We start from the raw sequence: 13,239 nt of genomic DNA on the forward strand, positions 1-13,239 counted from the left end.
GAGAGGTGATTTTATGACAAAAGTAGCAATTATTGGTGCTGGGCCTTGTGGTTTATCTGCTTTGAGATCTTTTGAACAAGCTGAAAAAAAAGGTGAAAAGATACCCGAAATAGTTTGTTTTGATAAACAAGAAGATTGGGGAGGCTTATGGAATTACAGTTGGAGAACAGGTTCTGACCAATACGGCGACCCTGTACCTAACAGCATGTATAGATACCTTTGGTCAAACGGTCCTAAAGAATGCCTAGAGTTTGCTGACTATTCGTTTGATGAACACTTTGGAAAACCAATTCCATCTTTTCCACCCAGAGAAGTTTTATACGATTATATTTTGGGTAGAGTTAAAAAGGGAAATTTAAAGTCTAAAATTAAATTTAATACCTCTGTTAGCAATGTGTCTTTTGGTGGTAAAAATTTTGAAGTTACTTATCGTGATAAAAAGAATGATAAAATTTCAAAAGATGTTTTTGATTATGTAATTGTATCAACTGGTCATTTCTCAGTTCCGTTTATTCCAGAATATCCAGGAATGAAAGCGTTTCCTGGAAGAATAATGCACTCTCATGATTTTAGAGATGCTGAAGAATTTCGAGATAAAAATGTTGTTGTTTTAGGAAGCAGCTATTCTGCAGAAGATGTAGCTCTCCAATGTCATAAGTATGGGGCAAAAAGTGTGACTATAGCTTATAGACATAATCCAATGGGATTTAAATGGCCTGATGGAATGAAAGAAGTTTTTCACCTAGATAGACTTGAAGGTAATAAGGCAATATTTAAAGACGGTCATATACAAGAAACAGATGCTGTAATTTTATGCACAGGATATCTCCATCATTTTCCTTTTATATCTGAAGGTCTTAAATTAAAAACAGGGAACAGATTATATCCACCAAAATTATATAAGGGTGTGGTTTGGCAAAATAATCACAAATTAATATACCTAGGTATGCAAGATCAATTTCATACTTTTAATATGTTTGATTGTCAGGCTTGGTTTGCAAGAGATGTTATAATGGGGAAAATTAAAGTTCCAAGTGACTCAGAGATTGAAAAAGATATCAATAAATGGGTATCTCTTGAAGAAAAGTTAGAAAATGCAGATCAAATGATCGATTTCCAAACAGAGTACACAAAAGAACTTCACGATTTATCTGATTATCCAAAAATTGATTTTGAATTAATTAGAAAAACTTTTAAAGAATGGGAGCATCATAAGGTAGAAAATATTATGACATATAGAAATAAGTCCTTTGCCTCACCTGTGACTGGATCAATTGGCCCAAAACATCATACAGATTGGGAAGTTGCGATGGATGATTCTTTAAAAACTTTTTTAGATCAACCCAAAAAATAATCAATAAGTTTTGATTTTGCATGATTTTTGTAAAAAACCTTAAATCTGTCTCTGATCAAGAGTGGTCAACAACTGAGAAATACCCAGGCGTTAGGTGGAAGTTTTTAATTGATGCAGATTTTATGGGAAGTTCTGGACTTTCACTTGGTTTTGCTGAAATTGCTCCTGGAGGAGATTTAACCCTACACTATCACTCGCCTGCAGAAATATATGTAGTTACCAGTGGAAAAGGAATGTTAAATAAATCTGGTGATCTAGAAGAAATTAAAAAAGGTGATGTAGTTTATATTGCAGGAGATGCAAAGCATGCTTTAAAGAATGTTGGAACCGAAACCTTGGAATTCTATTGGATTTTTCCGACAGATCGTTTTTCTGAAGTTGAGTATTTTAACTAATCAATACCAAGATGTTTTTTTCTTTGCCCAACCCAAGTTCGAATTAGATGGTCAAATACTAGTCCTATAAAGGCAACACAAATACCCAGTGTTAACCCAATACCTGCACCTTTTTTATCAGATATGGCTTTTAAAATATATTGTCCCAAATCCTCTGTTCCAATGAATGCTCCAATAATTACCATAAATAACGCAAATACAATTGTTTGATTTAAACCAAGCATCATGTGAGGAAGTGCTAAAGGGAATTCTATTTTTAACAACCTTTGCATCTTTGTTACACCCGACATTGAAGCAGCATCATGCAATGAAGCTGGAACACTTCTCAACCCTTCAATGGTATATCTCGTTGCAGGTATAGTTGCATAAACAACTACTGCAATTAATACTGATGTGTCTGTAACTCCAAAAAGCATCATTACTGGAATTAAGTATACAAATGAAGGGAATGTTTGAAAAATATCACAGACTCCTAACATAAAACTTGTTGTATGCTTATTCTGAAAACATAAAGTTCCAACAGTAAAGCCAATTATACAAGATAAGATAACTCCAAAAGTTGCCATATATGTAGTAACTAAAGCTCTGTCCCACCACGGACTTAATGCTATAAATAATGTCAATGCACCCACTACAAAAGCTGAACGTATTCCTCCAATTATATAACCTGCTCCCATAACTAGAACAAAGGTTGCAACAATAGGCATTCTTAAATAAGCAGCACGCATAGGCTGCAATACATCAACTATCAACCATGTATTAAAAATTTTTAAAGTTTGAAAGAAAGTATCCCAAATCCAATCAACACCTTTGTTCCAAAAATCTGCAGTTGATATTCCCTTGTTATGTGGAATTTCATATAAATAATTAAAATCTTCTTTAAAATAAAAAGATCCTACATAAGCAAATATGATTCCAATCAATATTGCACCAGAAAAAAATAATGTATTTTTATAGCGCTGAAAAAAAGTTAAGTTACCAAAATAATCTATTTGCTTATTTGCCCAAGCTAAAGATAATTTATCCAACAATATCGCAATCAAACTAATACATAAACCTGCTTCCAATGCCAATCCGATGTTCAGCTGATTTAAAGCTAATAATAAATTAAATCCTAAACCTTTGGCACCTATAAACGCTGAAATTACTGCCATAGAAAAACACACCATGATAACTTGATTTACTCCAATCAAAATATCCCTTCTTGCAGTTGGGATTAATACTTTAAACATAAGTTGTAAATTATTACATCCACTCATTTTACCAGCTTCAATAACTTCAGGCGATACCCCTCTAAGACCTAACAAAGTTAGTAATATCATTGGTGGAACAGCTACAACCATAGTTATAATTACTCCAGCATGATCTCCAACACCAAAGAGGACAATTGCAGGAACCAATACTGCGTATTGAGGCATAGTCTGCATAACTAAAAGTATTGGGTATAAAGCTTTCTCCACACGTTTACTTTTGAACGCTGCAATTCCTAAACTCAAACCAAAAATAAAAGATAGTGGTGCTGCAACCAATATAAAAGAAAGTGTTTGCATCGAAGGTTTCCATTGACCAAAAATAGAAATATAAATCATAACTATAGCAGCGAATAGCGCTAGACCTTTGCCACTTAATTTATATCCAAGTACCGCTGCACCTGCAGCAACAATTGTCCAAGGCAATCCCGGCAATTCTGCCCATGAATTTTCACTTATCCAATCCCAACTTGTAAATGCAACAATAGTTTCAACACCACCTAATAAAATCTCTCTTATTAATTCTATGAGAAATGTTATAAATGAGGTTAAATTTCTTGTTATTTGTAAAACTAGAGGTCGTGTTTTAAATTCTTGAGTATCTTCATTCCAAAATTCCATTGGCATCCAATCATTCATTAAAAAAAATAATGAATCATTTATCCATATAGGTAACCATCCAAGCAAAGGAGGTAGTCTCCAAAAAACATCAAATGCATAATACCTTACTTCTGCGCCAAAGAGCGTGTAAGTGCTTTGATTTGGATCTTTAATGAATTCTGCTTGACCTCTAATAAATTTATAAGTTTCTGGAACTTCAATTGCAAAACATAAAGTAAAAAAAGCAACTAACAAAAATAACCATTGAAATACTTTTGGATATTTTTTTAATAATTCCATATTTTATTCATTGTTTTTTTTTCCACCAAAGACTGTGTGTATTATTTTTGAAGGATGAACACTGCCAACAATTTGATTATTTTCATCAATTACAGATACTGATTTTTCTTGAGTTAAGATTTTTTCAGCAACATTTTCAATTATTTCACTTCTTAAAACTTTTAAATCACTTGAATTTTCATTATTTGGTTTTTCCATCACGTCTTCTATTTTTAAAACCTTTTCTCTAGGAACTTCTTCAGTAAATTTTTTTACATATTCTGTTGCTGGATTTAATACAATGTTAGCTGGGGTATCTAGTTGTTCAATTATACCATCTTTCATTATTGCAATACGGTCAGCAAGTTTTAAAGCTTCATCAAAATCATGTGTGATAAACATAATTGTTTTTTGTAATTTTTCTTGAAGTCTCAAAAATTCATCTTGCATCTCTTTTCTAATTAATGGATCTAATGCAGAAAATGGTTCATCTAAAAACCAAATATCAGGTTCAACCGCTAATGATCGAGCAATACCTACTCTTTGCTGTTGTCCACCAGAAAGTTCTCTTGGAAAATAATTCTCTCTACCATCAAGACCAACAAGCTTAACCATTTCCATTGCTTTATTGATACTATCTTTAGTTTTAATGCCTTTGATTTGAAGTGGGAAAGCAATATTTTCCACAACCGTTTTGTGAGGAAGTAAAGCAAAGCTTTGAAATACCATACCCATTTTATTTCTTCTAAGTTCAATCAGTTCTTTATTGCTTAATGAAAGCAAATCTTGACCTTCTATAAAAATTTTTCCAGCAGTTGCATCTGTTAATCTAGAAATACATCTTAATAATGTTGATTTCCCTGAGCCTGATAAACCCATCACAACTAACATTTCACCTTTTGAAACCTCAAAAGAAGCATTGTTCACACCCACTATACATCCGTTTTCTTGAAATGCTTTGGCATCTACATTTCCATTTGCCTCTTTGAGCATCTTTTTGGCATTAGTACCAAAAATTTTGTAAACAGATTCACATTTTATTACTGTATCAGTCATAATGTTTTAATAAGTTATACGAAATAAAAATAAAAAACACTTTTTATATTATTTATACTTATTATTTTTTCTCCTTAAAAATTTTTAATAAAATAAACTCTTGTATCAATTCCAGTACTTAAAAAATTTAATACTTCACCACTGACAGTGATCTTTTCATCCACCCCAACATTATTTCCGCTCACTGTAAAGCCTGCGAAGCATTTATTATTTTCCTTATTCCATTTTACAAACGTTTCATCAATTTTATTTCCATTAATAGTATAAATGTGATGTGCTCTAAAATTCAAAAAATTGGCACCCATAATTGCACGCTGTGGGATAATCTTTGTTGCATTGCAGACTTTTTCATATTGCTCTAAAGACAATTTATAATGATCGGTTCCTTCATAAAATACTAAAATTCCTGATGGTAAACTTGAAATCAGTTCATTTTGTTTTCTTGTCTCTTCAATTCTTTCTTCTTCTATTTTCATTTTAGCAATTAGCTCTTCACCCTCACCAAAAATATTATTTAAGATAGCAAAGAAAAAAATTAGAACAATTATTAAGATGACAAGGCCTCCAAATTGTCTAACTGGCTCGGATATCTTCTTTAATCTATTTAAATATATATTTTGTAACATTTTTATCTATTCTTGAAATTTACCATTTTTCCAAATTCCTTTTTTTTCTTTTCCATCAGACCATGTAAATGTTCCTTCTCCATTCATAAAGCCATTGGCCCATTCCCCATCATAAGTTGCTCCATTTGGAAATGTTAAAATACCATTTCCACTCCACACACTATTTTTAAACTCACCTTTATAAATATATCCATTAGGCCAAGTCTCGACTCCTTGTCCTTGTTTTTGTGTGCCAACCCAATTACCTTCGTATGTTGTCTTGTCAGTGTAAGTCCATTTACCAAAGCCATCTTTACAATTTCCTTCACAGCCTGTCTTTCGAGCTGATACTGAAGTTGCAACTAAAAAACTTAAAGCTATATAAAATAAATATTTTTTCATTTTTTTAAATTCAGCTGCATAAGTAAAAAGAAATATTTTTTTCAAGATTATCACTTTTTATACCTATTGTAATTTCGTGAACTAATTCACCCGATTTTCTGTTAATTATACCTGATTCTGAATAATTTTTTCCTTCATCAAAAGCTTTGAATAAAACTATGTCTTTATTTACAACTTTTACTTCAAATTTTGCAGTTTGTGAGAGAAACAATGATAACCCGTTAATCAAAAGTTTTTCTGGTTGTTTTGCATCGATTTCAAATTTATCTAAATTTTGATCATCTAAATCTTTTGCTAAAAAAGTTTTATAATTATATTCTGAGTTCTTGAGTATTTTCTTTTCTAGTTCACATACAAAACCAATTTTAATATCCTCTTGTATGTCTATATTTTTTGCAAAAGAAGAATTAAAAACTAATAGACTGATAGATATATATAAAAAAAACTTTATCATTTAATTAAAAGGTCCGTAATTTGAATTTGTGCGAAAGCACATTCTTTAAAAAAAATCCCCCCCAACATTGTTGGGAGAGATTTCAATTTATTAACTGTTACCCTTATTTAGTAAAAGCTTGCCAAACACTCTTATTATCAGCTAACCATTTTTTAGCTGCATCTTCGTGAGTCATTTTGTCAAGGTCAACTAAAGCAGCCATTGCACCAATGTGACTTGTAGAGAATGACATTTTTTTAAATGCCGCTGCTGCCGCTGGATGTGTTTTTGGAAAGTCTGCAGTTACAGCTTTTTTCAAATAACCATCTGGCGAACCACATTTTCCATCACCACCGTCTTCTGGTCTACAACCTGCTGAATATGGAGGGAAATCTATAAAAGTAAAACCAGCACCATCTGTGAAGTTTGGTGTCCAGTTAAATATTATAGTTCCTCTTCCTTCTTTTTCAGCTGCTTTAAGTTCAGCCCAAAGTGCATCTGCACTTCCAGCAAATTTAACAGTCCAAAGATCTCCAAGCCCTAAAGCATCAACTCTTTGAGGTATTAAATCTCCATGCCAACTTTGTGGACCTTCTAGCATTCGTCCTTTTCCACCTGAGTCAGGTGTTGTAAAGTTTTTAGCACAAGCTGGATTCTTTAATGCAGTCCAGTCTGGAAGACCAGGACATAGTCCTTTTTCAGTAACCCAGTTTGGATACCCCATATCTTCAAGCGTTCTAGCTTCATGATCTCCCCAGTCAACCAAACCACCTTTGTCTAGCGCTGTAGTGAATGATTTTCCAAACGCAGATTCCCATACTTCATGAGATAAACTTACATCACCGATACGAATTGCTTCATAAACAGCTTGTGAGTCTGTGTTTACATATTTTACATTATTTCCCATACTTTCAAAAATTCCACCGATAACATGGGCCATTACAATTTGACTTGACCAGTTATGAGTTGGAATTACGATAGGTTTTTTACTATCTGCTGCATTAGATATTCCAGCAAAACTAACTACTGAAATTACTAGGGCAGATATTAATGATACTATTTTCTTCATTATATTCTCTCCCTCAATATTAAGTTTAATGACTTATGTTCTCACTTATTAAATTTATAGTCAATCCCTTATGATTATATTAAGCTAAACCTAAATTATTAAAATTTATACTGACTATGCTACATACTAGTAATGATATAAGAAATCCTGGGTTAAGAACTTTACTACCAGGAGTTGAAAGATATTTTGTAAAAGGTGGTGGCCTATCATTAATAGAAGTTTTACCAGAAGACAAAATAGAAATTATTAATGATGAGGGACAGCAAATTTGTGAAGTAGTTGTTTTCAATTCACATGGTAAATCTGATTTATCTATTTTAAGTTTAAAAGAAAATTCTAACGCAGATTTTTCAAAAAAAACTATTTCTAATGATGAAAAAATTTCAAAAATTTTAAAGAAAAAAAACTTAGAGTTACACAATGCTAAGGCATCAATTATTTTTAATAATGATTGTGTAATGGGTGAAAAAATAACGCTAACTTCAAAAGACAAATGTATAGTTATGATTGCAGCTCCTGGCGGTGCTATGAATGTTCATGAGCAGAATCCACCAACAGATTTAACAATTTTTTTATCTAAGGCTAAATTTATAGAAACAGATGAACAATTCATTTTACCAGATCCATTAAGTGACCCAATTATAGAGCAGCTTGTTAAAAGAAGAACTGCAGAAACTTATAATGTTAAGGCTGGTGAATATATTCAAATAATTGATCCAGGTGGAAGACAATGTTCAGATTTTTTAGCTTTTGATACACAAAAATTAAATGATGGAATTGAAAGTATCATAGATGATAAGGCAACCAGAACTTTTATGGGTAGTGCTTACCCTGGACCTGGTTTATTTTCAAAGTTTTATGATGGTGATCATGAAGCTATGGTTGAAGTTGTAAGAGATACCGTTGGAAGACACGATACATTCAATCTTGCCTGTACCTCAAAATATTATGAAGATATGGGTTATATGGGCCACATTAATTGCACAGATAATTTTAATAAAGGGCTAGAAAAATATGACATCAATTCTAGAAAAAGTTGGTCTGCTATAAACCTTTTTTTTTAACACAGGAATTGATGATAATAATGTTGCAACTTTTGATGAGCCTTGGTCAAGACCAGGAGATTATGTTTTATTTAGAGCATTAAAAGATCTAACATGCATATCTTCTGCTTGTCCTTGTGATGTTGATGCTGCAAATGGCTGGAATCCCACCGATATATTTGTTAGGACTTATTCAAAGGAAAAAAAGTATTCAAAGGCAATAGCATTTAGAATGAAAACAGACTCTGAACCAAAACTAACTCAAGAAACAGGTTTCCATAAAAAGACATCAGAGCTAACAAGAAACTTTGTTGAGTATAAAGGTTTTTGGCTTGCTAATAATTTTACGAATTCAGGAACTATAAAAGAATACACAGCTTGTAGAGAAAGTGCGATAGCAACTGACCTTTCTCCTCTTAGAAAATTTGAAATTTTAGGTCCTGATGCTGAAAACCTAATGCAATACACATTAACTAGAAATGTTAAAAAATTATCTGTAGGCCAAGTTGTTTATACAGCTATGTGTTATGAAAATGGATGCATGCTGGATGATGGAACTTTATTTAAAATGGGGCAAGATAACTTTAGGTGGATTGGGGGAGATGAATACAGTGGCGAGTGGTTAAAAGAACAAGCTAAGAAAAAAAATTACAAAGTTTGGATAAAATCTGCAACAGATCACATTCACAACATTGCTGTTCAAGGTCCAAATAGTAGAAAAATTTTAGAAAAGTTTGTATGGACAGCACCAATCCAACCAGCAATAACTGAACTTGAATGGTTTAAATTTAATATTGCAAGAATAGATCATGAAACAGGAACTCCAATTATGATTTCAAGAACAGGGTATACTGGTGAACTTGGATATGAAATATGGTGTCATCCAAAAGATGCTTCTGAAGTTTGGGATAAGGTTTGGGAAGCAGGAAAAGAATTTAATATTACTCCATTAGGATTGGAAGCTTTAGATATGGTTCGTATTGAAGCTGGACTTATTTTTTATGGTTATGAGTTTGATGATCAAACAGATCCCTTTGAAGCAGGAATTGGTTTTACAGTTCCACTTAAAACTAAAGAAGATGACTTTATAGGTAAAGAAGAGTTAATTAAAAGAAAAGCAAATCCACAAAAAAAATTAGTTGGTCTTGAATTAGTAGGTCATGAACCAGCAGTCCATGGGGACTGTGTTCACATAGGCCGTGGTCAAATAGGTGTGATAACAAGTGGGATGCTATCACCTAAGCTTGGAAAAAATATTGCTCTTTGTAGAATAGATGTAAAATATTCTGAGATTGGAACTGAAGTTGAAATTGGTAAGCTTGATGGTCATCAAAAAAGAATTGGAGCGAAAGTTGTTCCATTTCCTTTCTACGATCCAACAAAATCAAGAGTTAGGGCGTAACAAATGCCTGATAACAGCAAAGATCTTTTAAATTTTTGGGAAGACCAGATGAAGCAATCACATACATCAAGTAACTATTTTTTTAGAAAGTCCCCTTCTCATTACCATATGATGCTACTTGTAATGTCGGCTTACAAACTTAATGAAAAGCTTTCTGTTGAAGGACTAAAAACAAAATTGTTTAAAACCTCCAGACCAAAATCTGCTTTAATAATTAATGAGGCTTGTGAAAAAGGATTCTTTCGTTTGGAAAAAACTTCAACTGATCAGCGAATAAAAAATATCATTCCGAGTGAGACTTTTATTAATGAGTTCAAAGAATACCTGGTCACTTTAAAAAAGCTAAGTTATTAGTAGCTAATTTAACAATCTCATTAAGTTAATATTTTTTATATATAAAATTTAGTTATAAAAATAATTATATTAATTACTTTTTAGGAAAAATATTGTTTTTAAATGTCAACACTACCAACTAAAGCTAAAGTAGTTATCATCGGTGGCGGAATTCACGGTCTAAGCACAGCTTGGAAACTTTCAGAAACTTATAAAAATCCTGGTGACATTGTAATTCTTGAAAAAAAAGATACTGCAGCTGGTGCAAGTGGAATAGCTTGTGGCGTTATAAGAAATAATTATTTTCAACCAGCTATGAGAGAGTTAATGGCTCACTCTGTTTCAGTCTGGGAAAGTGACCCTAAAGCTTGGAAATATAACGCTGTAGGATATTTGCAAATATCTCCAGAAGTAATGCATGAAGATGTTGCTTCAATTTATGAACAACAAAAAGCTATTGGATATGAATCAGAGTTTATAGAGGGTGAAAAAGAATGTACTAAATACATGAAGGGAATGTTTGATGACTGGCAAGCCCAAGGTATCACATCCATACTTCATGAAAAAAAAGGTGGTTATGCATTTAATAAAGATTCTATTAAAGCTCTTGAAAGTAAATCTGTTACTAACGGGGTAAATGTAGTTAAAGGTGTAAAAGTTACAGGATTTAAAAGAGGAAGTAACAGTAAAGCTGTTACTGGTGTTGAAACAGACAAAGGAATTATTGAGTGCGAACAGGTAGTTGTTGGTGCTGGTCCATGGGTTAGAGATTTTTGGAATATGTTAGAACTTCCAAAATTTGCAAATATAAAAGGACAAGATGGAAAATTTCATAAAGAAGATATGTGGAAATATTGGATGTTGCAAGAAGGTGTTATTGGTGTTGATAAAGATTTTCTAAAAATGAATGATGGAGGTCAACCTCCCGTAATGCATGTTGACTCAACTGCACCATTATACTCAGATAAAACTAAAAAACTAATTACAGAAGATCTTTGGGGAATTTATTATAAGCCAGACATTGAAGGGCTTGGTGTTCAAGGTGGAACTTCTCCTTACATAGTTGATAAGCATTTTGACAAAGTAGATGTTGATCCTTACGGACTTGAGTCTCCTGAGTTTCAAACGACTGAAGACTTTAATGATATGTGGTGTTCAGCTCTAGCGCATTGTCAAAAAAGATTTGAAGGTAAATCAGATTTATATAGAAAAGGACCGTCAGGTGGTCTTGGATGTATGACACCTGATAACTTTCCTATCTTCGATAGATTTTTAGAAAATGTTTACATGATTGCAGATGCAAACCATGGATATAAAATGATTGGTGTTGGTGAACTTGTTGCAAAAGAAATTCTTGGAACTGAAAGTGATTTATTAAAGCCGTTTAGATTCAACCGTTACGAGAAGGGTGAACTTCATCCTACTTCTAACAGTCCCTTCCCTTGGAGTTAAACTTCTAGCCTAGACACTAATAAATTTTTCAGTTACGGTTTACAAAATTAAAAATTCATTAGAGGGAGAGATAATGACAGATCTAGAAAAACACGTTAAGCAACCTGGCAGAGATAAATTAGTAAAGCAAGTTAGAGCTAAGATTAATGAGCTAGGTGTTGAATATATTTTTTTTCAATTTATTTCTGTCACTGGAAGAGTAGTTGGTAAAGGTATTCCAACTGATCACTGGGAAAGAACTTGTGAAAAAGGTTTTCAACTAGTTTATGGTGCTACAGCAAACTTATTTGTTGATCGTCATGGGGATTATATTGGTTATGGACCAGAAGCTAAAGAGCTAGTTGGTATACCTGATCCTGAAACATTTTGTCAGCTTCCATGGGATAAAAAAGTTGCAAGAGTATTCGTTACTTGCTTTAGAAATAGAGAAGAAAGAGAAAATCCAGGAGCACATTTAACATCAGATTGCCGTGGTAATTTAAGAATACATGCTCAAGAATTTAAAAAGAAACATGGGTATCAATTAAGAGTTGGAACTGAGCCTGAAATGATGTGGTTGACTAAAAATGAAGATGGGTCACCAACAGGTAAAGGTTTTTCTAAACCATATTGTTATCATATTGACCAATTTGAGTCGTTAAGACCTGTATTTATGAAAGTTTTTGAATACGCAAGAGCAATGGGTTTTGACATGATTCAAGGAGATCATGAAGATGCGCCAGGACAATTAGAATTGAACTGGATGTACGATGATGTTTTAAGAAATGCAGATAGACTTTCAACTTATAGACAAATTTGTGCACAGGTTGCTAGAGAGTTTAATTTAATAGCTTGTTTTATGACAAAACCTTTTATGGGTGTGTCTGCAAGTGGTTGTCACACAAATATGTCTTTATGGACCGGTGGAAAAGATAAAGTAAATAAATTATCACATAAATCTTTACCTGCTATGGATGAAGTATTCACTTACGTTGAAGGTGGAACAAATACTTTTATGCCAGACACTAAAGATATTCAATTACCAGGTAAGGTTGGTTTAAAAGCTATTGGTGGTGTAATGAAACACTTAGGAGCTTTAACTGCAATTGGATCTTCAACTGTAAATTCTTATAGAAGATTATGGGATACTGGATTTTGGGCACCTGTTTATGCTGACTGGGGATTTCAAAACAGAACTTGTGGTTTAAGAGTTTCTGCACCAGGAAGATTTGAATATCGTTCAGTTGACTCAATGCATAATCCATATTTAATGGGATCTGGATTATTAAAATGTTTTGATGATGGAATAACAAATAATATTGATCCTGGAAAACCTGAGTCTAGAAGTATGTATGATGCTCAAGCCGCAGGTAAACAAGTTAAAAAATTACCTTTAAGTCTAGGTGAAGCTTTAGATCGTTTAGCTGAAGATGAAGTGATCAAAGCTGCTATGCCAGATGAAATGTATAAAGTTTTCCATTGGTATAAAAATGATGAATGGGAAAGATTTTTAGGTGCAACAACTCAGTGGGATCTAGATACTTATCTAGACTGTCTACCGTAATCTTTAATATAAATAGGGGAAAT

Annotated in this window: 11 protein-coding genes and 1 pseudogene; 6 read left to right on the forward strand and 6 right to left on the reverse strand. The window is 32.8% G+C overall.

What is annotated here, in order from left to right; translation table 11 throughout:
• Positions 1 to 13: 13 nt before the first annotated feature.
• Both ABXT52_RS04660 and ABXT52_RS04665 read left to right on the forward strand, forming a co-directional pair.
• A complete protein-coding gene (locus ABXT52_RS04660) occupies positions 14 to 1,354 on the forward strand; it encodes an NAD(P)-binding domain-containing protein (protein ID WP_415271421.1) in 1,341 nt (446 codons plus the stop codon).
• Positions 1,355 to 1,374: 20 nt separating this feature from the next.
• Positions 1,375 to 1,749, forward strand: coding sequence for a cupin domain-containing protein (locus ABXT52_RS04665; protein ID WP_415271422.1), 375 nt, complete (start codon positions 1,375 to 1,377; stop codon positions 1,747 to 1,749).
• On the opposite strand, the gene ABXT52_RS04670 is transcribed toward ABXT52_RS04665, so the two are convergent.
• From ABXT52_RS04670 to ABXT52_RS04695, 6 genes are all read right to left on the reverse strand, one after another.
• On the reverse strand, positions 1,746 to 3,899 hold the full coding sequence (locus ABXT52_RS04670) for an ABC transporter permease (RefSeq protein ID WP_415271423.1): 2,154 nt from the start codon (positions 3,897 to 3,899) through the stop codon (positions 1,746 to 1,748). The genes ABXT52_RS04665 and ABXT52_RS04670 overlap by 4 nt on opposite strands.
• A gap of 3 nt (positions 3,900 to 3,902) precedes the next feature.
• Entirely contained in the window at positions 3,903 to 4,934 is a 1,032-nt protein-coding gene (locus ABXT52_RS04675) for a quaternary amine ABC transporter ATP-binding protein (protein WP_415271424.1), read from the reverse strand.
• Positions 4,935 to 5,008: 74 nt separating this feature from the next.
• Entirely contained in the window at positions 5,009 to 5,560 is a 552-nt protein-coding gene (locus ABXT52_RS04680) for a hypothetical protein (protein WP_415271425.1), read from the reverse strand.
• Positions 5,561 to 5,566: 6 nt separating this feature from the next.
• The gene (locus tag ABXT52_RS04685) at positions 5,567 to 5,941 is read right to left on the reverse strand and encodes a hypothetical protein (protein ID WP_415271426.1); all 375 of its coding nucleotides are present in this window, start codon (positions 5,939 to 5,941) and stop codon (positions 5,567 to 5,569) included.
• A gap of 10 nt (positions 5,942 to 5,951) precedes the next feature.
• On the reverse strand, positions 5,952 to 6,395 hold the full coding sequence (locus ABXT52_RS04690; RefSeq protein ID WP_415271427.1) for a hypothetical protein: 444 nt from the start codon (positions 6,393 to 6,395) through the stop codon (positions 5,952 to 5,954).
• Between the two features lie 103 nt (positions 6,396 to 6,498).
• Complete coding sequence (locus ABXT52_RS04695) at positions 6,499 to 7,443, reverse strand: ABC transporter substrate-binding protein (protein ID WP_271523133.1); 945 nt, start codon at positions 7,441 to 7,443, stop codon at positions 6,499 to 6,501.
• Between the two features lie 116 nt (positions 7,444 to 7,559).
• Between ABXT52_RS04695 and ABXT52_RS04700 the strand changes: the two are divergent.
• From ABXT52_RS04700 to ABXT52_RS04715, 4 genes and pseudogenes are all read left to right on the forward strand, one after another.
• Positions 7,560 to 9,888: pseudogene (locus ABXT52_RS04700) on the forward strand (DUF1989 domain-containing protein).
• A 3-nt stretch (positions 9,889 to 9,891) separates the two neighbouring features.
• Positions 9,892 to 10,242: a hypothetical protein gene (locus tag ABXT52_RS04705; RefSeq protein ID WP_271504403.1), complete on the forward strand. Its 351-nt coding sequence runs from the start codon at positions 9,892 to 9,894 to the stop codon at positions 10,240 to 10,242.
• A 102-nt stretch (positions 10,243 to 10,344) separates the two neighbouring features.
• A complete protein-coding gene (locus ABXT52_RS04710; RefSeq protein WP_271504400.1) occupies positions 10,345 to 11,673 on the forward strand; it encodes an NAD(P)/FAD-dependent oxidoreductase in 1,329 nt (442 codons plus the stop codon).
• Between the two features lie 73 nt (positions 11,674 to 11,746).
• Positions 11,747 to 13,216 carry a glutamine synthetase family protein gene (locus ABXT52_RS04715; RefSeq protein ID WP_271521029.1) on the forward strand — a complete coding sequence of 490 codons (1,470 nt, stop codon included), beginning with the start codon at positions 11,747 to 11,749 and terminating at the stop codon, positions 13,214 to 13,216.
• Positions 13,217 to 13,239 lie beyond the last annotated feature (23 nt).

Source organism: Candidatus Pelagibacter sp. Uisw_121 (assembly GCF_047722545.1).
GTDB lineage: Bacteria > Pseudomonadota > Alphaproteobacteria > Pelagibacterales > Pelagibacteraceae > Pelagibacter.

Excerpts from the sequence above, each read along its gene's own strand:
- ABXT52_RS04660 (WP_415271421.1), top strand. The coding sequence starts at position 14 with ATGACAAAAGTAGCAATTATTGGTGCTGGGCCTTGTGGTTTATCTGCT.
- ABXT52_RS04665 (WP_415271422.1), top strand. The coding sequence starts at position 1,375 with ATGATTTTTGTAAAAAACCTTAAATCTGTCTCTGATCAAGAGTGGTCA.
- ABXT52_RS04670 (WP_415271423.1), bottom strand. The coding sequence starts at position 3,899 with ATGGAATTATTAAAAAAATATCCAAAAGTATTTCAATGGTTATTTTTG.
- ABXT52_RS04675 (WP_415271424.1), bottom strand. The coding sequence starts at position 4,934 with ATGACTGATACAGTAATAAAATGTGAATCTGTTTACAAAATTTTTGGT.
- ABXT52_RS04680 (WP_415271425.1), bottom strand. The coding sequence starts at position 5,560 with ATGTTACAAAATATATATTTAAATAGATTAAAGAAGATATCCGAGCCA.
- ABXT52_RS04685 (WP_415271426.1), bottom strand. The coding sequence starts at position 5,941 with ATGAAAAAATATTTATTTTATATAGCTTTAAGTTTTTTAGTTGCAACT.
- ABXT52_RS04690 (WP_415271427.1), bottom strand. The coding sequence starts at position 6,395 with ATGATAAAGTTTTTTTTATATATATCTATCAGTCTATTAGTTTTTAAT.
- ABXT52_RS04695 (WP_271523133.1), bottom strand. The coding sequence starts at position 7,443 with ATGAAGAAAATAGTATCATTAATATCTGCCCTAGTAATTTCAGTAGTT.
- ABXT52_RS04705 (WP_271504403.1), top strand. The coding sequence starts at position 9,892 with ATGCCTGATAACAGCAAAGATCTTTTAAATTTTTGGGAAGACCAGATG.
- ABXT52_RS04710 (WP_271504400.1), top strand. The coding sequence starts at position 10,345 with ATGTCAACACTACCAACTAAAGCTAAAGTAGTTATCATCGGTGGCGGA.
- ABXT52_RS04715 (WP_271521029.1), top strand. The coding sequence starts at position 11,747 with ATGACAGATCTAGAAAAACACGTTAAGCAACCTGGCAGAGATAAATTA.